The organism is Cellulomonas sp. McL0617, from assembly GCF_049994875.1.
Classification (GTDB): Bacteria; Actinomycetota; Actinomycetes; order Actinomycetales; family Cellulomonadaceae; genus Cellulomonas.
In genome coordinates this window covers 296,643-316,864 of sequence record NZ_CP188256.1, presented here as the reverse complement: position 1 = coordinate 316,864, position 20,222 = coordinate 296,643, and the positions used below count along the sequence as shown (strand labels likewise).

At 70.3% G+C, this 20,222-nt stretch carries 21 protein-coding genes; 10 read left to right on the top strand and 11 right to left on the bottom strand.

The window, feature by feature from the left end:
• Positions 1–8 precede the first annotated feature (8 nt).
• Together ACPPVS_RS01495 and ACPPVS_RS01490 are read right to left on the bottom strand one after the other, a co-directional pair.
• A complete protein-coding gene (locus ACPPVS_RS01495) occupies positions 9–950 on the bottom strand; it encodes a patatin-like phospholipase family protein (RefSeq protein ID WP_426594197.1) in 942 nt (313 codons plus the stop codon).
• A gap of 257 nt (positions 951–1,207) precedes the next feature.
• Complete coding sequence (locus ACPPVS_RS01490) at positions 1,208–1,561, bottom strand: cupin domain-containing protein (RefSeq protein ID WP_426594196.1); 354 nt, start codon at positions 1,559–1,561, stop codon at positions 1,208–1,210.
• 158 nt (positions 1,562–1,719) lie between these two features.
• Between ACPPVS_RS01490 and ACPPVS_RS01485 the strand changes: the two genes are divergently transcribed.
• Complete coding sequence (locus ACPPVS_RS01485; protein ID WP_426594195.1) at positions 1,720–2,166, top strand: hypothetical protein; 447 nt, start codon at positions 1,720–1,722, stop codon at positions 2,164–2,166.
• A gap of 67 nt (positions 2,167–2,233) precedes the next feature.
• On the opposite strand, the gene ACPPVS_RS01480 is transcribed toward ACPPVS_RS01485, so the two are convergent.
• Positions 2,234–3,814, bottom strand: coding sequence for a phospholipase D-like domain-containing protein (locus ACPPVS_RS01480; protein ID WP_426594194.1), 1,581 nt, complete (start codon positions 3,812–3,814; stop codon positions 2,234–2,236).
• Between the two features lie 151 nt (positions 3,815–3,965).
• Positions 3,966–4,832, bottom strand: coding sequence for a GNAT family N-acetyltransferase (locus ACPPVS_RS01475; protein WP_426594193.1), 867 nt, complete (start codon positions 4,830–4,832; stop codon positions 3,966–3,968).
• Between the two features lie 260 nt (positions 4,833–5,092).
• Between ACPPVS_RS01475 and ACPPVS_RS01470 the strand changes: the two genes are divergently transcribed.
• Together ACPPVS_RS01470 and ACPPVS_RS01465 are read left to right on the top strand one after the other, a co-directional pair.
• Positions 5,093–5,386, top strand: coding sequence for a hypothetical protein (locus ACPPVS_RS01470; protein WP_426594192.1), 294 nt, complete (start codon positions 5,093–5,095; stop codon positions 5,384–5,386).
• A 201-nt stretch (positions 5,387–5,587) separates the two neighbouring features.
• Entirely contained in the window at positions 5,588–7,051 is a 1,464-nt protein-coding gene (locus ACPPVS_RS01465; protein ID WP_426594191.1) for a hypothetical protein, read from the top strand.
• Between the two features lie 196 nt (positions 7,052–7,247).
• On the opposite strand, the gene ACPPVS_RS01460 is transcribed toward ACPPVS_RS01465, so the two are convergent.
• Entirely contained in the window at positions 7,248–7,952 is a 705-nt protein-coding gene (locus ACPPVS_RS01460) for an SDR family NAD(P)-dependent oxidoreductase (protein ID WP_426594190.1), read from the bottom strand.
• Positions 7,953–8,047: 95 nt separating this feature from the next.
• On the bottom strand, positions 8,048–8,689 hold the full coding sequence (locus tag ACPPVS_RS01455; RefSeq protein ID WP_426594189.1) for a hypothetical protein: 642 nt from the start codon (positions 8,687–8,689) through the stop codon (positions 8,048–8,050).
• 153 nt (positions 8,690–8,842) lie between these two features.
• On the opposite strand from ACPPVS_RS01455, the gene ACPPVS_RS01450 reads away from it, so the two are divergent.
• The 3 genes from ACPPVS_RS01450 (at position 8,843) to ACPPVS_RS01440 (ending at position 10,420) form a co-directional block, all read left to right on the top strand.
• Positions 8,843–9,358 carry a MarR family winged helix-turn-helix transcriptional regulator gene (locus ACPPVS_RS01450; protein ID WP_426594188.1) on the top strand — a complete coding sequence of 172 codons (516 nt, stop codon included), beginning with the start codon at positions 8,843–8,845 and terminating at the stop codon, positions 9,356–9,358.
• Positions 9,359–9,567: 209 nt separating this feature from the next.
• The gene (locus tag ACPPVS_RS01445) at positions 9,568–9,996 is read left to right on the top strand and encodes a DUF6325 family protein (RefSeq protein WP_426594187.1); all 429 of its coding nucleotides are present in this window, start codon (positions 9,568–9,570) and stop codon (positions 9,994–9,996) included.
• A gap of 25 nt (positions 9,997–10,021) precedes the next feature.
• Positions 10,022–10,420: an SHOCT domain-containing protein gene (locus ACPPVS_RS01440; RefSeq protein ID WP_426594186.1), complete on the top strand. Its 399-nt coding sequence runs from the start codon at positions 10,022–10,024 to the stop codon at positions 10,418–10,420.
• 115 nt (positions 10,421–10,535) lie between these two features.
• Here ACPPVS_RS01440 and ACPPVS_RS01435 read toward each other — a convergent pair whose 3' ends face one another.
• From ACPPVS_RS01435 to ACPPVS_RS01425, 3 genes are all read right to left on the bottom strand, one after another.
• Positions 10,536–11,516, bottom strand: a complete 981-nt coding sequence (locus ACPPVS_RS01435; RefSeq protein ID WP_426594185.1) for a DUF4214 domain-containing protein — start codon at positions 11,514–11,516, stop codon at positions 10,536–10,538.
• A 372-nt stretch (positions 11,517–11,888) separates the two neighbouring features.
• Entirely contained in the window at positions 11,889–13,025 is a 1,137-nt protein-coding gene (locus tag ACPPVS_RS01430) for a hypothetical protein (protein WP_426594184.1), read from the bottom strand.
• Positions 13,026–13,636: 611 nt separating this feature from the next.
• On the bottom strand, positions 13,637–14,281 hold the full coding sequence (locus tag ACPPVS_RS01425) for a DUF4203 domain-containing protein (RefSeq protein ID WP_426594183.1): 645 nt from the start codon (positions 14,279–14,281) through the stop codon (positions 13,637–13,639).
• A gap of 318 nt (positions 14,282–14,599) precedes the next feature.
• On the opposite strand from ACPPVS_RS01425, the gene ACPPVS_RS01420 reads away from it, so the two are divergent.
• From ACPPVS_RS01420 to ACPPVS_RS01405, 4 genes are read left to right on the top strand one after another with little or no spacing between them, the layout of a single operon-like run.
• Complete coding sequence (locus tag ACPPVS_RS01420) at positions 14,600–15,658, top strand: ABC transporter ATP-binding protein (RefSeq protein ID WP_426594182.1); 1,059 nt, start codon at positions 14,600–14,602, stop codon at positions 15,656–15,658.
• Positions 15,659–15,683: 25 nt separating this feature from the next.
• The gene (locus tag ACPPVS_RS01415; RefSeq protein ID WP_426594180.1) at positions 15,684–16,889 is read left to right on the top strand and encodes an extracellular solute-binding protein; all 1,206 of its coding nucleotides are present in this window, start codon (positions 15,684–15,686) and stop codon (positions 16,887–16,889) included.
• Between the two features lie 16 nt (positions 16,890–16,905).
• On the top strand, positions 16,906–17,802 hold the full coding sequence (locus tag ACPPVS_RS01410; RefSeq protein ID WP_426594179.1) for an ABC transporter permease: 897 nt from the start codon (positions 16,906–16,908) through the stop codon (positions 17,800–17,802).
• Complete coding sequence (locus tag ACPPVS_RS01405) at positions 17,799–18,605, top strand: ABC transporter permease (protein WP_426594177.1); 807 nt, start codon at positions 17,799–17,801, stop codon at positions 18,603–18,605. The genes ACPPVS_RS01410 and ACPPVS_RS01405 overlap by 4 nt, the downstream gene beginning before the upstream one ends.
• 150 nt (positions 18,606–18,755) lie before the next feature.
• On the opposite strand, the gene ACPPVS_RS01400 is transcribed toward ACPPVS_RS01405, so the two are convergent.
• Together ACPPVS_RS01400 and ACPPVS_RS01395 are read right to left on the bottom strand one after the other, a co-directional pair.
• Positions 18,756–19,208, bottom strand: coding sequence for a Rieske (2Fe-2S) protein (locus ACPPVS_RS01400; RefSeq protein ID WP_426594176.1), 453 nt, complete (start codon positions 19,206–19,208; stop codon positions 18,756–18,758).
• Positions 19,209–19,221: 13 nt separating this feature from the next.
• Entirely contained in the window at positions 19,222–19,797 is a 576-nt protein-coding gene (locus ACPPVS_RS01395; RefSeq protein ID WP_426594175.1) for a DUF6529 family protein, read from the bottom strand.
• Between the last annotated feature and the right edge of the window lie 425 nt (positions 19,798–20,222).

Below are 20,222 nucleotides of genomic sequence, written 5' to 3'. Positions count from 1 at the left end.
CGCCGGCGTCAGCGCCAGAGCTCGCTGAGCGGTGCGGCGAGGGTCGCGCCCTGGTCATACCCGGCCCGAGCGGCCGCCGGGCGCATCGACAGATCCATCGCGTTCGCGCCGAACATCGGCTCGGCGCTGCTGTCCGGGAAGACCGTCTCCACCCTGCTGCCGTGTGCGCGGAGCTCGTCGACCTGGGTGGCCAGATGCGTCCCCCAGCCCGCCGGGTGCAGCGACCTGCCGCCGAAGGGCGAGAGCACGAGCACCCGTGCGTACCCGGCTGCCAGGTCGGCGTTCTCGGCGTTCGACCGGTAGCCGCCGTCGATGTACCGGCCGTCCCCGATCCGGTAGGGAAGGCCGCTGGCACAGCTGGCGGCGACGGCGTCGACCAGCTCGACACCGCTGTGGCGGTCGAACGCGACCGGATCACCGGTCCGGGCGTCGACCGCCGTGATGAGCACCGCTCGATCCGGCCAGAGCCCACCGGGCAGCCGCGCGGCGACGGTGGTGCGCCACTGCGCCGGCCAGGAGCCGTCCGAGGCCGCATCCATCTCGAGCGCCGCCGTACCCATCCGTCGGCGCATGTCGGCCGCGTCCACGGCGGACGCGATGATCGTGCGGATCCGGTCGAGGTGGTCGACCACCGGCCGGGTCGGGACGCGCCCGGCCGGGCCACCGGTCCGTTGCGGGGGCGCGGCGTCGACGATCGCGGCAAACAGCTCGGCCGGGGCCGCGCCGGCCAGCTGGGCCGCCGCCGTCGAGCCGGCCGACGTCCCGATGGTCAGGTCGGGTGCGGTCACGTCCAGCCCGGCATCGAACAGGCCGGCGATGACGCCGATCAACCAGGCGTTGCCGGTCGATCCGCCGCCGCCGAGGACCAGGGCTCGCGTGACACCGACCCGCGGCCTCTCGGAGGGGGCCGTCGAGGCGGGGTGGGGCGTGGACGAAGGTGTTGTGTTCATGGGAGTCGCCTTTCGCGAAGTGCCTGTCGGGCGCTCCCAGCGGCGACTACGTCAGTCGCGCGATCGTGGACTGCGAGGGAGCGCCCACTGTGGGTACTGCGTTCATGGGTCTCACCTCCCGCCGTCGGATCACGATCGCGCAGACGGTAGCACCGCGGTGGCCCGATGCGCAGCGGATATCCGCGGTCACGGCGTCGACATCGCCTGGAGGCCCGAGACCACGACGCGGGCAACGGCTTCCACCGCCACGGGCCCCGTCACTCCGGGAAGCCGATGCCGGGCTCCTGGTCGCCTGCGAGCGGGAAGACGCCGACGAACTCGACGCCCTCGTCCTGAGCGTCGAAGTGCGCGATCGGAGCGCCCTCAGCCTCGAAGAACACATCCCCCGCGGTCAGGACCCGCACCGGCTCCCCCGCGGCCCCGAAGAGGACCGAACCGCGCAGGACCGTGCCGAAGACCGGGCCGTTGTGCACGTGCAGGCCGGAGGCGACCCCCGGCGCCATGGTGATGCGTCGCATCTGCACACGTCCCACCGCCTTCGGCGCGCCGAAGGTGATGTCGTGCTCGAGCACTCGGGTGACGGGATCGCCGTCGATCGGGGTGTCGGTCATGGGCGGTTCTCCTCAGGTGGTGTCACGAGTCCGTAGAGCACCAGCGCCGCAGTCCTCGACATGCATTCACTCTAAGAGCCCGACGTCACGACGAACGCCGACGAGGCCCGGAAGCGGTCTGTACCCTCGGCGTGTCACCGTCATCCTGGAGAGCACCGTTGACCATCACACCCACGTGGAAGCCGGCCGACACCGAACAGGGTGGTCGGGCGTTCACGGCAACGATCGGGGACGTCGACGTCCGAGTCACCTTCGCGGGTGACCTGACAGGCGAGCTCGCCGGTGACTGGGAGGTCAGGAACGCGCTCGACGACACCCTGGTGCTGGGTGGGGTCGACCCCGCTCTGGCAGGTACGCGCTCGGCCGTCCAGATCTATGCGTCCCTCGTCTCCATCACCGACCGGCTCGCACCCTTGCTGATCTCCGCCCCGGAGGTGAACCCGGCAGGAGTCGAGTACAAGCTCGTCAAGATCGTCGCCGACGACAGCGACCCGACGTTCGCGCGGGACGTCGAGGCAACCTTGGGCGAGCACGCCGCCGAGGGATGGCGTCTGGTGTCCGTAGACAGGTCGTGGGCCTACCTCGAGCGTCCCGTCTCCGCGTGACCGTCGGCACCGCCCGGGCTCCCGTCCGAGCATTCCGCGCTCGCCGCACCCCGACGTGGTCGCCGCCTCAGTACCGGTCGGCCCTCCGCAGGTTCGGTGGTCGGCCATCGGGGTCCTGGATCAGGTCGAGCGGCAGCGCTGCGCCGAGCCGCTGGCGAGCAGTGAGGTGCGGCATCGGCAGCCGTCGCAGCCGGCCGGGCGGTCGCGGCCCGTGCTTGCCGGCCTCGTGCCACTCGTCGAGACGGGCGGCGTGAGCGGCGTAGACGTCGAACATCTCAGACGGGTCCAGGATGTCGGCCATAGTCGCCTCGAGGCCACGCCCCGGGGCCTCGTCGAGCCGGTCCAGGTGCTCCGCGGCGAGGGTGAGCCGCAGGTCGCGGGCGTAGGACTCGTCGAGGACGACGGCACTGAGCTCGGAGTCGTGGGTCCACGAGCGGCGGCTGAAGTTGTCCGAGCCGGTGCTGGCCCAGGTGTCGTCGACGATGCAGACCTTGGCATGCACGTAGATCGGGACACCGGCCTGATTCTCGAGGCCGTACGCCGCGACGCGATCAGGGGCGACGGCCTGGAGCCGGCCGATCGCGCGGTGGCGCCCGAGCAGCTGCGGCACCCGGTTGACACCGTCGAGGTCGGGCACCAGCGGGATCACCACGACGATGCGCAGCCCGGGGCGCGCCCGCAGCTGCTGCTCGAACACCCGCGCGACGTCGTGCCCCCAGAAGTACTGGTCCTCGACGTACACGAGGCGCTCCGCCCGCCGCACGGCCTTCTGGTAGCCGCGGGCGACGCTGCGCTCACCGCGCGGGGCGAAGGGATAGTCCCGGCCCACACCCAGCTGGGGATAGGTCCTCAGGAGCTGCACCGTGTGGGGACCTGCGGGTGGTGGCGGCGGCCACTGCTCGGGGAGGTGGCTCGGCGTGCTGTCGAGGCTCCGCAGCTTGTCGGCGGCGCGCCGCCAGGGCGCCCGCGAGAGCGGCGCGGGATCGTTCCAGCGCTCCCTGAAGACCGTCTCCACGTCGTACACCGCGGGCCCCCGGATGGCCACCTGGACGTCGTGCCACGGCGGGTGCGCGCCGTACTCGTGGGTCAGCGGCTGGGCCTGGGGGTCCCCGCGGTGCGCGGCGTCGTCCCTGCGGTTGTGGGCGAGGTCGACGCCGCCCACGAAGGCCACGTCTCGCGCGCTGTCGTCACGATGCCGGATCACGACGAACTTCTGGTGGTGGGAACCGCCGGCACGCACACGCATGTCGAGCAGCACCTCGGCGCCGCGCTTCTGCAGCTGCTCACCAAGGTGGCGGTTCTCCGTCGCGAAGAACCCCACCTGGTCGAGATGGGACCGCCACACCAACCCGTGCACCGCGACGTTTCTCTGGTCGGCCCGACTGAGCACCTCGACCACCTCGCTCCCGGGCGCCCCGGTCAGGCGCTCGTCGGCGTCGCCCTGCCAGTCGGTGAACAGCACCAGGTCACCCGGCCCGGTCGCCTCGAGCGCGTCGAAGAGAGCCCTGAAGTACGTCGCTCCATGGATCAGGGGCTGCACGAGATTGCCCTCCGACCACGCACGGTCGCCCCCATGGCGGTCGTCCAGCCGGGTCCACGGGTTCGCCCGCTGGGGTCCGGTCAGCAACCACTTGGCTGGGTCCACCATTCTCCGAGAATGCCCGATCACACGTCCTCAGGCACGTGATGGGCCACGGCATCTTCCGGGTGGCGCGGCGCAGCACGAACCACGGCTCCCCCACACCGGAGAAACGGCCTCTGACCTGCCGCCTCGTTGGCCTCGCGGGGCGGCTCGGGCCCTAGGCGTCTCGCGATCGGTCCAGGCGCTCCGGAAGCCTCTGAAAGCCGGCCGACCGGTAGGTGGCGACGGCCGCAGCACGGGCGCTCTCGGTGCAGACGAGCACACTCGACGAACCCATCGTCCTGAGCTCGCCCGCGGCGGCGACGCAGATCGCGCGGCCATAGCCGCGACCGCGATGCTCAGCGTGAACGCCCATGGGCTCGATCAGACCTGGCTTCCCCAGACCAGCCGACCACACCGTCACCTCGGCCACGGCTGTGCCGACGTCGTCGTAGGCGAGCAGGCATCGCGCGTCGGCGAACGGCAACCCCGACGCCATCGCGTGCCATCGCTCCTCCGTGAATCGCGTACTGCCGAACGCCGACCTCAGGACGGTTGTGCAGTCGGACGCCTGGTCCGGCCCGATCACCTCGATCGCCACGTTGGTCGCTGCCACCGGCCCCGTGAGGTCACGGCGCAACGGTGTCCACGGCTCGCCGGCGCTCCAGCCCACCTCGCCCAACAGATCGTGAACGCGGGTGCCGTCGGGCGCCTCGACGGACACCCTTCCCGCCGGCAGGACGCCACGGGCAGGCTCAACGACGTCCGCGGCAACCTGCCGAGCCACCTCCTCGTCGCGCCAGACCGACGGCGCGACCGTCATCCGCAGCACCTCGGGTCCGTCGAGGAGTCCAAGAGCGAGAACCTGCCCGTCTCGGCTCCAGGTCCGAACCGCCGCCGCTGTCGCCTCCGCGCCGAACCGCCAGAACCAGCCGAGGTCGCCCGGATGCAGCTGGAGCGGCGAGGCGTCGTCCTGCCAGTCCCGAAGGGCACCCACGACGGCGCCCAGCTGACCGACGTCCGGCGTGCTCAGCTCGATCGACATGCTTGCGAGCACACACCGTCTCGTGGATCACGTGCACGGGAATTGTTCGATCAGGCGACGTCCGATCACCGTGGCTCGAGTGCCAGGTTGTCGGCGCTCCGGGGGGCCTTGACGCGCTCGACGCATCGCGAGGAGCATCGACAGGCACCAGCTTGACCTGCGGATTCGGGCGGCGCTCGAAACAACCTTCCGCCGTACAGGTGACCCTTCGCCTCGGGCCACAGGAACGCCACCCGCCTTCCCGTACCTCCGGAGTCCCCATGGTCACGCCCGGCGTCCCGTCCGACCGCGAGTCGCGCTCCACCCCGCGAGCACGCCTGCACCGAGCCATGGCGTGGGTGGCCTCCGCACTGTCGGTGGTCGCGGCCGGCCTCGCGCTGCTCAGCCTCGCGCGCCCGGAGTGGATCGAGGCGTTGTTCGAGGCGTCGCCGGACGCGGGTTCTGGGCAGGCCGAGTGGATGGTGACCCTCGTCCTGGCTGCGATCGCAGTCGTGCTCGCGATCGCCGCCCGAGTCGAGTGGCGGCGCGCACGGATCGTCCCCTCCCGTGCGTGACGACGAAGCGGACCCGGACGCGGCGACACGGGCGCACCCCATCCGCTCGGGGTCAGTGCCCGCGCGCACCACCAGCAAGCTCCCGGGTCCCGGCGCGGCGCCGGACTCGCAACGGCACGACGGTCCCGAGCGCTCCCGACTGCGGGTGCCGACCGTCGCGCCGATAGAGCCGGACGCCGAGACAGACACCGAGGAGACACCATGAAGTCGCGCGAGCTCGGGATCATCGAGGGACGCCAGAAGGCCAAGCACGTCGAGGGTGCACGGTACCCGGCCGTCACGTTCCGCTCGCGGGAGAACGCGGGCCGCGAGGCCGTCCCGGTCAGGAGCCTCAAGCGGCACCGCAAGCTCTGGGACCCGAGCCCCGCAGCGGCCGTGGCACGCCTGGGTGACGACCCGGCCGACGATCGCAAGCCCGTCGTCCTCTCGACGTACGGCCCGGCCGGCACGCTGAACAAGGGCGTCACCAACGCGGCGGACATGAGCGGCGCCGAGGCTGAGGGCGGCGTCCTGTTGATGTCGTTCAACTGGGGCATCGATGTCAGCGTGGACGACGGGGCCTCGTGGAAGCAGCTCGATCCCACGACCGTCTTTCCCGCCGTCGCCGGCTTCCCCGGTTTCTGCTGCGACCAGGTCGTGACATATGTGCCGAAGATCGATCGCTTCGTGTGGTTCATGCAGCACGACTCGGACGCAGCCGGGCAAGGTGCGTTCCGGATCGCCGTGGCGTCCTCAGGATCGGTGCGCAACGACCCGACGGCGTGGACGTACTGGGATTTCCTGGCGGGCGACCTGGGTTTCCCGACGACCGACATGGACTACCCGGACCTGTCGTTCTCCGACGTCAATCTGTATGTCGCCACCGACATGCTCGGCACCGCGAACGGGCGAGTGGTGGTCCGGTTCCCGCTGGCGGACCTTGCAGCGGGCGGCACGCTCTCCTACGGGTACACCGACCCCACGCGCGCCAAGAACGCGATGTTTTCCCACCTCGCCCAGCAGTCGACCGACCAGGCGATCTGGTTCGGCCACCGGAACAACTCAACGCTCGAGGTCTACACGATGCCCGACGCGGGATCGACGTACTCGTCCTTCACCGTCCAGATGGCGACGTGGCCGAACGGCACCCTGACGTGCGTCGGCCCGGATGGTAACGACTGGCTGACGAAGCTGCAGGCGTCCATGAGCTTCGCCGTGACGGGGGCCGTACGGCGCCGCAACGGCAACCTCTTGGTCGCGTGGACGGCGAGCGACGGGCAGGGCAGCGCACAGGGACAGACGTTCAAGCGGGCGCACACGCGCATCGTGGAGCTCGACGTCGCCAACCGCACGCTGGTCGCACAGTGGCAGATCTGGAACGACGACTATGCGTTCGCCTACCCCAGCCTCGCCGTCAACAGCAAAGACGAGGTCGGCCTGCTGTGCGGCTGGGGCGGACCGAACGACCACGCGAACTGCGCCATGGGAATCCTCGGCGACTTCGTCCTGTGGTTCAGGGACGGCAGCACGAAGACGGTCCAGCGCTACGGCGACTACCTCACGACGCGCCCGTCGCAGAACGGCGGCGCGCGCTTCGGGGCCGTCGGCTACTGGGTCACCGATGACCCGGCCGACGCCGCGCGGTACACCTACCACCCGTTCTATGCCCGCTACGAGCGGTCCTGACAGCGGCACCCCGAAGTGGGTCAACGCGCCTGAGCGAGGCGCGGCAGGTGCTCTCCGATCGGGCCGTCGCGCGATCGTTCGTCGTCAAGGCTCACGAGGATCCGAGTCGTCGCCGGATGCGCGGACAGCGACCGACTGGCGGGCCGTGACCTGCCTGTGCTTCCGCGCTCACGATTGCGCCGTATGGCGACGTGGGCTAGGCGCCTTTGCCGCCGTCGACGGCCAGCACAGTCCCGGTGACGTAGGCGGCCGCCGGTGAGGCGAGCCAGAGCACGGCCTGGGCGACGTCCTCTGGGGTCCCCATCCTGCGTAGGGGGATGAAGTTTCCGACCTGATCGCGCACTGTCGCTGGCTGGCCCATGATCGGCCCCGACGCGATGGGGCCGGGCGCGACGGCATTGACCCTGATGCCGCGTCGGGCGTAGTCGATCGCCGCGGTGCGGGTCAGGCCGACGACGCCGTGCTTCGCCGCGGCGTATGCCGACATCCCCGGGGCGCCGGAGATCCCTGCGGACGAGGTGACGTTGACGATCGCGCCTCCGTCGGTCAGGGCGTTCAGCTCCGCACGCATCGCGACCGCAACGCCACGAAGGTTCACGGCAAGAACCCGATCGATGTCCTCCAGCGGGAGCGCACCGAGGGGCGCAGGCGCGTGCGTGGTGCCCACGTTGTTGATGGCGACATCGAGGCCGGGCTCTCGCCCCGCCGGATCCCCAGCGGCGCGAGCGACCAGTGCCAGCACCGCATCGTCGTCGCGGACGTCGACGGACACCGCACTGACGTCGGTGCCGGACGCCGCGAGCTCGTCATGCAGTCGCCCCAGCGCGCCTGCATCGCGCGCCGCGAGAGTGAGCCGCGCGCCGGCGTCGGCGAGAAGGCGAGCGATCGCGTTCCCGATCAACCCGTTCGCACCAAGGACGAGAGCCCGCGCCCCCGACAGCGGGCACGGCGGTGGTGTAGTCGGACGGAGCCCGGTGTCGGGAGCCATCGGGGCCGTCACAAGTGCGCGGCCGGCCGCACTGCGGGCGTGACCCGGGCGACCTCGTGGCGGGTATGCGGCAGAAGGAACCCATAGGCAATCAGCCAGATCAGACCGCCGAACCGTGCGATCGGCAGGAGATGTTCCAGCGGTGTGATCACGAGCGAGAAGAAGGTGAGCTCACCGACCGCGGCGAGGACCAGGCCGGTCCAGGCGAGCCAGCGCGGGACCAGCCGGAGGACCAGCGCCGGGACCGCGGCGCCGGCCACGAGCAGCCCGAGCCCGACGGCGAACCCGACGCCACCGGTCGCGAACGCGAGATAGGCCAAGGCGTGGGTCAGAACCGCATCCGAGGCGACCCCCGCTTGCGCGGCGGTCCAGGTGATGAGTCCGGACAGACCGAGAAACACCGCGGCGAAGACGCCGCCGTAGAACCCGATCGACGGGCCGGGCACGCGGATGCCGAGCCGGAGCTGTCGGCTGTAGACCGTCGCGGCAAAGATGCCGAGCGGCACGGCAGCGCCGAACTGGAGCAGTGCCGCGAGGCGGAACGCCTCGTCGTGAGCGGCGTAGCGTGCGGCGACGTCTGCCGCGCTCGCCCCGAAGGGCGAGGCGAGCGTGGCTCCGCCCGACATGGCGCCCCCCACGACCAGACCCACGACGACAAGCGTGAGGGCGACCGCGGCCAGGGCGCCGGGGTTCGGTCCACCCCGCGAGTCCCGAGCGCTGCGCCCGGAAGTGGGAGCTAGTTGCGTCATAAACGTAACCATTACACCGCGGAATCATTCGGTCAAGCCCTGTATCCTCGAACCATGGCGTCGCCGCGGCAAGCAGGATCTCGCGTGGCCTTCGGGCTCGCACAGCTCGGGTCGTTCGTCTCCGACTCGTTCTCCGACGCGGTCCGCGACGTCGGGCTGACACCGTCCGAGGCCGGCGTGCTGAGGCTCCTCGCGCGGTCCCCGGGCCTCAGTCAGCGCGAGCTCGCGGCGCGGCTGGGCACGCAGCCCAGCCGGGTCGTCGCGTTGATCGACGGCCTGGAAGATCGCGGGCTCGTCGTTCGCCGGCGCAGCGAGGTCGATCGCCGCAACTACGAGCTGCATCCCACCGATGCCGCCGCCGACCTCGGGGCGCGGTTGCGCAGGATTGCCGAGGCCCACGAGGACAAGGTCCTCGCGCCGCTGTCGGCGGCCGAGCGAACCGACCTCTCCGCGCTTGTCGACAAGCTCAACGCGGCGCACGGACTCGACCGTGACGTGCATCGAGAAACTGCTGCGCCTGTCGAGCATCCCGACTCGCGCCCGGGCAATTCGGCCCGCGCGACGGGCTGACCAGCGACGGAGCACGCCGCCGTCGAGCCGCGCCGTTCGGACCGGGGTGCGGGAGATGGGCCCGTCAAACGGGTCTCCGAGACAATCCGTCGGCAAAGTTGAAGCGATCTACACTCGTGACTGGACTGCCGGCGAGATCGAAGCGGCACCGGCGAGAGTCCACCAAGTCCCGGCCGATGGACTTCGGTCGCTTCTCGCGGGAGGCGCACGTGCTTGGTCCCATCGACTTCCTGGCGGTGGAGTTTCCCGACGGCAAGATGACCGGGGCAGGGTTTCGCCTGCTGGGTGAGCTGGCGGCGCGCGGCACGATCGCGGTCCTGGACCTCGAGTTCGTCGTCAAGTCGCCCGACGGAACGGTGAGCCGTGTCGCCTTAGAAGACGTCCCACAGATGGTGCCGGTCGATGTCTCGTCATGGGCGGGCTCGTTCTCAGGAATCCTTGACGAGTCGGACCTCGAGACAGTCGCCGCAGCAATTGGTCCAGGGAGCCTCGCAGGAATACTCGTGTACGAGAACGCGTGGGCCTCGCCGATCATGACCGAGATCGTCGACAGCGGAGCGCGGCTCCTCGGCAGCGGACGCGTCGACAACAACGACCTCAACGACGCACTGGGTATCACCGGTGTGACCAACACGTGAGCCGAATCGTGCTGAGGAGGTTGGGATGGGCTTGATCAAGACGGCATTGAAGGCGGCGGTGGCTGTCAAGACCGCGAACGTGGTCCACGATCGGATCCAGCGACGCAAGTACGACGAGTGGGTTGCGGCTGGCCACCCACCGGAGTCGTTCCCGCGTCAGAACCTAGGCGACGCGACGGCGACGGTCGCGGGAGCCGCGACCGCATGGCTTGCGCCCGGAGCGGGTAGCGCTGCCGCAGCGGCGCCCCCTACGCAGGCTGCCCCTCCGCCACCACAGGCGCCCGGCCCTTCCCCATCGACCGCGCCGGACGGTTCAGCGGATCGCGTGCTCGCCCAGTTGCGTGAGCTGGCCTCCCTCAAGGAGACCGGGATTCTTACTGAGGAAGAGTTCCAGACACAGAAGCAGCGCATCCTCGCGGCCTGAGCTTGGCCACCAGTGCGGCAGATCGAGGGGCGCAACCAGGGGCTGCGCCGCGCCGATCTGCGCAGGTCAGGGGCTGACGTCAAGCCGGTCGAGTCGGGCGCTCACGTACCGCACGTCACCCGGCAGGGACGACCGTCAGCGTCGCCCAGTCGTTCAGGCCGCGGTACTCCGCGTGGATCTCGTGCGGGCCAACGGATGTGGGTTGGCAGAATCCTACGATGCACGGCTGACCGTCCCAGGTGATGTGGGCCTCGTCGGTGGCGTCGCCGATAGGCACGCCGGTCCACAAGTACGCCTCGACGGTGTAGCTCCACCCGGTACCGAGGGGCACGGTGGTGTCGGACCTCGGCGACACGATGATGTACCCGACGGACGGGCGGTACGCCTCGTTGGTCCAGTACTCCTCGGACGCGATGATGCCGCCGATGATCTGCTCGTCGCGGGCGCCCTGCTGGATCGCCGAGACCCACGCGCTTCGACCGGTCGGATCCAGACCGCGGCCGAGCAGCCACCAGTAGTAGCCTTCGACGACCGTCGACAGGTACTCCGTCGACAACAGGAAGCCCATCGCCACCTGCGCACGGGTCGCTCCGCCATTGAGCTGACCCACCCAGGCGGCGACTTCCGAGTCGCCCGCGTTGCGGCCGAGGACGTCCGCGTACAGCGCCCTGACCCAGTCAGCGGAAGTCCCGCCGGCGGCCGCCCAGTACTCGTCAGAGGCGATGAACCCGGAGTCCAGCTGCTCGACGGTCGTGCCAGCGCCCATGGCCCGGAGCCAGGACTGCAGGCCCCCGGCGTCGGGTCCACGACCCAGGTACGCGGCGTAGGCATCGGTGATCAGGTCGGACCGGAACTCCTGCGACGACGTGATCGCGTTGGCGACCGCGATGCGGGGCGTGCCCGTTCTCAGTGCGGCCGTCCAGTTCGTCAGGCCCGTCCAGTCCGGCGGGCGGTCGAAGAGGTCCTCGTACACCGACGTCACGTAGTTGTCCACTGCGTTGGGGTCGGGGAGGGGGACCGCAGCGGCCGATCCTGCCGCGAAGGGGAGCAGCAGGCTGACGACGGCGAGCGCGACGGCCGGGCGAACGATACGCACGTGGTCTCCGGAGGGAACGGGAGGAGCGCGCACGGCGACGCCGCCGTGCCCGACGCCGGAGTCCCGCAGGCCGCTACCGCGGGCACCGCCTCGGAGACCTGACGTGAGCGGAGCGTACAGAGTCGTCGACCGCTCGTCGGCCGCTTCCGCCGCGAGACCGGGGCAATGTCGCCCGGACGGCGCAACCCACGCGCGCGAGCCGGCGCTCAGGTTCCACGGGCCCTGCCGACGCCTGTCGCGCCGAGCGAAGCATCAGCACCTCGTCCCTGCCACTCCGGGCTCTGTCACTAGTCCTCGGACGAGCTCAGGGGCCTTCACACCGCACCTGTCCGAGAAGACCGGGCAGGCTCCCGGCGCGGGCCCGAACCGCGTCTACTGACCTTGGGCGCGCTTGATGACGCCATTCCAGACGTCCGGGAAGTGAGCACTGTCAAGCTGGTCGCCGGATGTCACCAGGATCCACGCGAGGAGCACGGCCGCCACCAATGGGGCCGCCGGGACCGGGGGCACGACGGGGACCGCCCACAAGGGGCCCAGCCCCTCTTGGACCACTGCCACAGGCGCTAGCCAGCGCTTGTTCGATCGGCCGAGTCGATGGAGCCGGTGTGCGCGGGCGGGGACCTGCGCTTTCGGGGCGGCGCCGAGCTGGGCGACGCCCTCGTCAAGAACCGACTGGGCGCCGAACAAGCGCCAGAGCGCCGGCGCGAGCAGACCACCACCCTCGTAGCCGGTCACAAGCTCCCGGGCGACGCGGACGACTCCCTGGCGGTTGCTCCCTACGAGTTGCCCGAGCAGTCGCCTGGCACGCGCCAGGGCGCGGCGCACAAGCCGAGAGATCCGCCCCGACAGCTTGTCGAGGGCCCACTCCGTCGCTTGACCCGCAACCGGCTCGAGCGCCAGCCGAACCGCCTCGGAGAAGGGCAGCAGGTGCGCGAGCGGACCCAAGCCCGCCGCAACCAGAACGCCGCTCGCCCTGCGCGCTGACTCGAAGACGATGCCACGGACCGTGGAGTCGACCTCGAGGCCCACGGAGGACGTCGCGTTCGATTCGTGCAGCGCGTCGTCGTCGGTGCCGCCGCGGAGCAGCTCGAACAGCCCGCCAGCGCCGAATGCGGCCGCCTCGAACACGGGCGGGAATCGGCCGGGCCAGTCGGGCACGTCCCTTATCCGCCGATCCAGGGGCAGGTCCTCAAGAGGTTGTAGCAGCGCCAGCTCGCCGGCCACAGCCGCGTGGAGGAGCGTCAGCGCCGAGCGGCTGGCCTGAACCTCCGCAGCGAGGTCCGTGCGATCCTCCGCCAGCGCATCGAGCGCGGCTTCGAGGTAGAAGGTGGCCGCGAACCAATTCTCACTAGCGTCCTCTGCAAGGCCGAGCGCGTCGGAGACCCGTAGCCCGGCCTCTGGCTCCTCTGGCCGCCGGTCGAGCCGGGCGGCGTCGACCGCGTCGATCACGCCCCGTGCCGCTGCCTCGACCAGAGCCAGCTGCGGGGCCAGAATCTGCGGGAAGGCCACGACCCCAAGTTAAGCAGGACGGCAGGCCTGGACACCGGCCAGGCTCGGGACATCGCAAAGCCGGGCCCGTCGCTGACCTGCCTCACGAGGTCAAGATCAAGCTCGCCCCCGACACCGGCCGACCTGGTCTTGCGCCATGGAGGATCCGGTGACACCGGCACCGGAAGGCATCGAGCCCAGGACCCCCGATCGGCGCCCGCTGCGGCACCCGACGGTCGTTGCACGCTCCCATGACAATGGCCCCGGTCCAGCGTTTCCGCTGGTCACGGGGCCTTCGACTCGGAGCCGCCTGGTCGAACTCTTGACCTTCTCATTACGAGGTAGATCGAGAAGTGCGGGCTGGGTCGGGGGGTGTCGGTCTGTGCAGGTCAGGGCGTCCGAGCGTTCCAGCGGCGCGCACGCTCGCGCACGCGTATTCGCCGTGTGTGACACCCAGGATGGCCCCACCCACCGTCAGCGCCTAGGGACAGCGGCGTTCGGTGCCTCGTTCGTGCGTTGCCGAAGGGAGGCGTCGTGCGGCCATGGGTGCGCTCCCGTACATCGGGAGGTGCCACGGACGCTGGCAAAGGCCAGAGCAGGCGGAGGTCTCGAACGTCCTTGGGACGCGTCGGTCAGGCGGTGTGGCTCTGCGCGTACCACGCCTCGTTGATGCTGCGGCGCGCCGCTACCCTCTGCCGGGTCTGGGCGACGAATCCGACCAGAGCCAGCGCCAGCAGCAGCACGTACCAGCCCCAGCTCGCGTCGACCGCACTGCCGAAGCTGCCCTCCGTCAGATCGGCGGAGTTCAGGGAGCCCACCAGGAGCATCAGGCCGGCGACCACACTGACAGCCCCCGCGAGGGAGCTGGCCGCCGCGAACACGATCATCGGCATGTTCCCGACGACCGACACGATGCCGAAGATCGCGCCGACGGCCACACCCACAAGAACCGCCACCCAGCTCGAGTCGATCCCCAGGGCCACGACCAGACCCGCCCCGATCACGTACCCGAACGCCGCCATGGCGAGGATCACGGCGACCGCGTAGTAGAGGTAGGCGAGCACTGCGAAGATCAGGGCGAAGACCAACCCCGACACCCAGCCGAGCGCCGTGCCGAGGAAGCTCTGGTCGGCGGCCTGAGCGAACAGCCCTGCGCCGAAGGCGAACCCGGCAAAGAACCCCCAGATCGGGAGGACGAGCCGCAGCACGAACTGCCCCGCGAAGAGCATGACGCCGCCAGCGAAGATCGCGAGGATGCCCAACAGGATGTCTGCCATCTCCGCAATGTAGGACTCGACGCCCTCGATCCGTTCAACGACACGGAGAGGCCGTCGCGCCGATGGGTGCTCGTTGATGACGAGCCCCAGCGCCCTTCACCAGGAGATCGGCGTGGCGCACAGCGACCCGAACCCGAACGACCCCCTACGCGACGGGTCGTCGATGGCGGCAAGGCCCGGTGCCGGACCGCGCACGACGACTGCAACCGATTCGCAACGCAGATTCGCCATTTCGCAACGAATTTCGGCTAGGTTCCGTCGATACGACGCCGATATCGGCCGTCGCGGCAGTCATCGGCCACGGAGAGGGGCTGCGTGATGGCGGACACGGTCTCTCCGGCGGTACGCCTGCGCGGCGTGCGCAAGGAGTTCGGCGAGGTCATCGCCGTGGACGGCGTGGACCTCGACGTGCGCGACGGAGAGTTCATGACGCTGCTCGGCCCGTCGGGCTCGGGAAAGACGACGGTCCTGCGGATGATCGCCGGCTTCGAGCTGCCGAGCGGCGGCACCGTCGAGCTCGCCGGGGTCGACGTGACGCGGCGGGCGCCGTTCGAGCGGGACGTGAACACAGTCTTCCAGGACTACGCGCTCTTCCCGCACATGACCGTGCAGGACAACGTCGCGTACGGGCTGCGGGTCAAGAAGGTCGGCCGCAAGGAGCGCAACGCGCGCGCCCTCGAGGCGCTGGAGAGCGTGCAGCTCGGCGGTTACGGAGCCCGCAAGCCCGCGCAGCTCTCGGGCGGGCAGCGGCAGCGCGTCGCGCTCGCCCGCGCGCTGGTGAACCGCCCCCGGGTGCTGCTCCTGGACGAGCCGCTCGGCGCGCTGGACCTCAAGCTGCGCGAGCAGATGCAGGTCGAGCTCAAGGCCATCCAGCGCCAGGTCGGGATCACGTTCCTCTTCGTCACGCACGACCAGGAGGAGGCGTTGACGATGTCCGACCGGATCGCTGTCTTCGCGGGTGGGCGCATCGAGCAGGTCGGGTCGCCGGCCGAGGTCTACGAGAAGCCCGCCACGCCGTTCGTCGCTGGCTTCGTCGGCACCTCGAACCTGATGGACGGCCGGGTCGCCACGCAGGTGCTGGGCCGGGAGGGCACGTGGTCCGTGCGCCCGGAGAAGATCCGGATCGCCCAGGCCGACGCGCAGCCCGGCCCCGGGCAGCACGGCGCGGTCGGCACGGTCCGCGAGGTCGTGTACGTCGGATCGGCGACACGGTTCCTGGTGGACCTGGACGCCGGCGCGACGCTCGTGGCGCTGCAGCAGAACCAGCAGACCTCCTCCATGGACGTCCAGGAGATGCGCGGTGCGCGCGTCCTGCTCGTCTGGAGCAGGGAGCACGAGTTCCAGGTGACGACCGCGGCAGAGTCCCCCCTGCCGTGAGCCTGCGAGAACGAAGGAGACGACGATGAGGCACACACGTCTGCTGACGCTGGCGGCCGCCGGTGCGGTGATCGGGCTGGCCCTGGCCGCGTGCTCGAGCGGCGGTTCGAGCGGCGGCGGATCTGGCAAGGCCACGCCCCCGCCGATGCAGGCCCTGAGCTCGCTCGGTGACGGCGAGGGCGAGGTCAACATCCTCGCGTGGGCCGGCTACGCGGAGGACGGCTCCACCGACCCTACGGTCGACTGGGTCACCCCGTTCGAGACCGCCACAGGCTGCAAGGCGAACGTGCAGGTGGCGGACACGTCCGACAGCATGTTCGAGAAGATGGGCACGGGCGACTTCGACGTCGTCTCGGCCTCCGGCGACTCGTCGCTGCGGATGATCTACGCGGGCAAGGTCGCGCCGGTGAACACGTCCCTGCTGACCAACTACGCGGACGTGCCCGACTTCCAGAAGATGCAGGCCTGGAACTCGGTGGGTGACGTCGCGTACGGGATGCCGCACGGCTGGGGCGCCCAGCTGCTCGGCTACCGCACGGACAAGGCGACCCCGGCGCCCGACTCGTGGAGCGTCGTCTTCGACCCCAAGTCGCCGTACTCCGGGAAGATCACCGACTACGACTCCCCGACCGACGGGATCGCCGCCGCCGCCGTCTACCTGATGTCGACGCAGCCGGACCTCAAGATCACCAACCCGTACGCCCTCGACAAGGCGCAGTTCGACGCGGCCGTGGCGCTGCTCACGGCTCAGCAGCCGCACGTCGCCAGCTACTGGGCCAGCTACGCAGACGCGCAGAAGGCGCTCGAGAACGGCAGCACCGAGGTCGGCTCGACCTGGCAGATCATCATCAACCTCGCCAAGGCCGACAGCTCTCCGGTGGAGTCCGTCCTGCCCAAGGAGGGTGCGACAGGCTGGGCCGACACATGGATGGTCGACGCGAAGTCGCCGCACCCGAACTGCGCGTACCAGTGGATGAACTGGGTGACCAAGCCCGACGTCCAGGCGCAGATCGCGGAGTGGTTCGGCGAGGCCCCGGCCAACGTCAAGGCCTGCGCACTCACCACCGACCCGACGCACTGCGACACGTTCCACGCGCAGGACGAGGGCTACTTCAAGAAGATCTGGTTCTGGTCCACGCCACAGTCCGACTGCCTGGACGGGCGCACGGACGTCAAGTGCATCCCGTACTCGGAGTGGGGCAAGGCGTGGAGCAGCATCAAGAACGGCTGATCTGGGGGCGCGCAGCGTGATCAGCACCACCGAGCGGCCGGCGTCCACCTCGGGTGGGCGCCGGCTCTCGGCCGCCCTCTTCCGCCGACCGCGCCTGCGGCTGGTCGGGCTCCTCGCGCTGCCGACGACCTGGCTCGTCCTCGTCTACCTCTCGGCGCTGCTGGCGCTGCTGGCCACCGCGTTCTTCTCGGTCGACGAGTTCACCAACGAGGTCGTCCGCCACCTCACGCTGCAGAACATCCAGGACGTCCTGGCCGACCCCGCCTACCGGTACGCGACGATCCGGACGGTCGGCATCGCTGCGGCGGTGACCGTGCTCTGCACGCTGCTGGGCTTCCCGATGGCGTTCTTCATGGCCAAGGTGGCCCGGCCGCGCTGGCGCGGGCTGCTGATCGCCCTCGTCGTGACGCCGCTGTGGGCGTCCTACCTGGTGAAGATCTACGCCTGGCAGGCGATGGTCCAGCCCGACACGGGCGTGCTCGCGTGGATGCTGAAGCCGTTGGGGCTGGACGGTCCCGGGTACGGCATCGCGGCGACGATCCTCACACTGACGTACCTGTGGCTGCCGTACATGATCCTGCCGGTCTACGCGGGCCTCGACCGGATGCCCGACAGCCTGATCGACGCGTCCGGCGACCTCGGCGCCCGCCCGGCCCGCACGGTGCGCAGCGTCGTCGTCCCGCTGGTGTACCCGTCGATCGTCGCGGGCTCCGTGTTCACGTTCTCGCTCAGCCTGGGGGACTACATCACCGTGCAGATCGTCGGCGGGCGCACCCAGATGCTCGGCAACATCGTCTACCAGAACTACACCAGCAGCCTGCCGTTCGCGGCCGCGATCGCCCTGATCCCCGTCGTGATCATGGTGATCTACCTGCTGCTGGTGCGCCGCACCGGGGCGTTGGACAACCTGTGAGGAACTCGCGCCGCGCGCGCTGGACCTTCGGCCTGCTGATGACGTTCGGTCTGGCGTTCATCTACGTGCCCCTGGGCGTCATCGTCATCAACTCGTTCAACGCCAGCACCGTGTTCGCCTGGCCGCCGAAGTCGTTCACGACGCACTGGTGGTCGCTCACGTTCGGCAACAAGAGCGTCCGGTCGGCCGTCCTCACGTCGATCGAGGTCGGGATCGTCGCCACGTCCGTCGCGCTGGTGCTCGGCATGCTCCTCGCGTTCGCCCTCGGCCGGTACACCTTCTTCGGCCGGCACACGGTGTCCCTGCTCGTCGTGCTGCCGATCGCCCTGCCGGGCATCGTCACGGCGCTCGCCTTCCGCACCGGCTTCCGCACGTTCCTCAGCCTCGAGCTGTCCTTCTGGACCGTCGTGATCGCGCACGCGACGTTCTGCATCGTGGTCGTCTACAACAACGTCCTGGCGCGACTGCGGCGGATGGGCACCACCGCCGAGGAGGCGTCGATGGACCTCGGGGCCGACACGTTCACGACCTTCCGGCTGGTGACCTTCCCGCTCCTGCGCGGCGCGCTGGTCGCGGGGGCGCTCCTGGCGTTCGGCCTGTCGTTCGACGAGATCGTCGTCACCCTGTTCACGGCCCCACCGGGCGTCACGACGCTGCCCATCTGGATCTTCCAGAACCTCTCGCGCCCGAACCAGGGGCCCGTGGTCAACGTGGTGGCGGCCGTGCTGGTGCTCGCGTCGATCATCCCGATCTACCTGAGCCAGAAGGTCGCGGGAGAGTCCGCCTCCGGGGGCCGGATCTGAGGCGGCCCCAGCCGGACGCGCGCCGACGCGGCGGGATGGGACCGACCGTGTTCTTCGATCAGCCGCGCAAGCCCGCGAGCAGCGCGCCCAGCACCAGGCCCGTCCCAGCGAGCCAGAGCAACGTGGGCAGCCGGTAGGCGAAGCGTCGTCTCACGTCCTGATCACCTCCCCGTCACGCACGACGACGTCGACCGCCTCCAGGGGTCGGGTCGCCGGTCCCTGCACGACCGCCCCCGTCGTGGCGTCGAACGCGCTGCCGTGGCACGGGCAGTGGATCTCGCCGCCTCGCACATCCCGCACGAGGCAGCCCATGTGCGTGCAGACGGCCGTGAACGCGTGCACCGTCGGGCCGGCGCGCGCGATCACGACCTTCTGGTCGGTGACCACCAGACCGCCTCCGTCCGGGACGTCGGACAGCGCGGCCAGCGGCGCGTCCCCGGAGCCGGTGCTCGAGCGGGCGTGGTCCTGGGGCGCGGCCGGGTACGCGACAGGTCCGGTGCCGGGCGGTGGTGCGAGAGCGTGATACCCGACGAAGCCGACGACTCCGGCGGCGACGACGACGCCCGTGCCCTCCAGCACCGCACGCCGACCGGGTCCGTCCACGGCCGTCCCCCTCTCAGACCAGCGCGTACCCGGAGCGTGTGAAGAACCACAGCGCCGAGGTGAACCACACGACGAGGATCAGGGCCACGAGCAGTCCGCCCAGCAGCGGGACCGTGCCCCGGGGCAGCGAGGGCAGCCGCAGAGCGAGCATCTTCGCGGCGAAGACCCCGTAGAGCGCGCAGCCCGCGACCGAGTGGACGACGGTGCGGGCGTCGGCCGTGGCGAACCCCAGGGACCACACGCAGTGGAACATCACGGGCAGCGTGAGGAGGAAGGCTGCGGTGCCCGTCCAGCGGTGCACGGGCGTGGGCCACGTCGCGGAGGCGGCCACCCCCGGCAGGCGCCCCCACATGGCCAGTGCGCTGACCACCTGGACCACGACCAGGAGAGCGGCCGCGGACGACAGCCACGCCTTCATCTGCAGCATTCCGCTGAAGCCCAGCGTCGTCAGCGCGGCACCGTCCCCGGGGTGGACCCGTGCGTAGGCGGCGAGCCCCGCGGCCACCGCGAGGCCCAGGGCGCCGATGGCCGCGAGCGCCCACTGCCGCGCCGGGGTCTCACTCTCGTCCGCACCGACAGCCTGAGCCACGACGCCTCCTGACGTTCGTCCGTCCAGGTATGCACCCCAACCGTGCCCGGGCGCAAGGCACGGCGCACCCTCAGGTTCGGGGGGCGGTCACTCATAGTCCGCGCGACGCAGCCACCGCATCGCAGCCGAGCCCCAGATCGGTGGGAGGTTGAAGGTCACGAGCCGGTAGGTGAGGGGGTGGAGATGGCGATCGCGCTGGGGACGCCGACGGCATGCAGGTTCCCGAGAGATGCCGTCGCAACGACACGGCGGACCACCGACCGTTGAGGCTGCTGCCAGCGGCGCTTACTCGCTGTCGACTGCTGGAAACGACCCCGTCGCCAGGGGGTTCACTTTTCAGGCGTCGTTGAGACTCGCGTCAACCATCGGCATCTCGACGCCTTCGGTGGGTGTGATGCAGGCGTGCAGGGTCCCCTCTCCGCAGC

Excerpts from the sequence above, each read along its gene's own strand:
- ACPPVS_RS01490 (WP_426594196.1), bottom strand. The coding sequence starts at position 1,561 with ATGACCGACACCCCGATCGACGGCGATCCCGTCACCCGAGTGCTCGAG.
- ACPPVS_RS01465 (WP_426594191.1), top strand. The coding sequence starts at position 5,588 with ATGAAGTCGCGCGAGCTCGGGATCATCGAGGGACGCCAGAAGGCCAAG.
- ACPPVS_RS01440 (WP_426594186.1), top strand. The coding sequence starts at position 10,022 with ATGGGCTTGATCAAGACGGCATTGAAGGCGGCGGTGGCTGTCAAGACC.
- ACPPVS_RS01425 (WP_426594183.1), bottom strand. The coding sequence starts at position 14,281 with ATGGCAGACATCCTGTTGGGCATCCTCGCGATCTTCGCTGGCGGCGTC.
- ACPPVS_RS01450 (WP_426594188.1), top strand. The coding sequence starts at position 8,843 with ATGGCGTCGCCGCGGCAAGCAGGATCTCGCGTGGCCTTCGGGCTCGCA.
- ACPPVS_RS01495 (WP_426594197.1), bottom strand. The coding sequence starts at position 950 with ATGAACACAACACCTTCGTCCACGCCCCACCCCGCCTCGACGGCCCCC.
- ACPPVS_RS01420 (WP_426594182.1), top strand. The coding sequence starts at position 14,600 with ATGGCGGACACGGTCTCTCCGGCGGTACGCCTGCGCGGCGTGCGCAAG.
- ACPPVS_RS01475 (WP_426594193.1), bottom strand. The coding sequence starts at position 4,832 with ATGTCGATCGAGCTGAGCACGCCGGACGTCGGTCAGCTGGGCGCCGTC.
- ACPPVS_RS01480 (WP_426594194.1), bottom strand. The coding sequence starts at position 3,814 with ATGGTGGACCCAGCCAAGTGGTTGCTGACCGGACCCCAGCGGGCGAAC.
- ACPPVS_RS01470 (WP_426594192.1), top strand. The coding sequence starts at position 5,093 with ATGGTCACGCCCGGCGTCCCGTCCGACCGCGAGTCGCGCTCCACCCCG.
- ACPPVS_RS01415 (WP_426594180.1), top strand. The coding sequence starts at position 15,684 with ATGAGGCACACACGTCTGCTGACGCTGGCGGCCGCCGGTGCGGTGATC.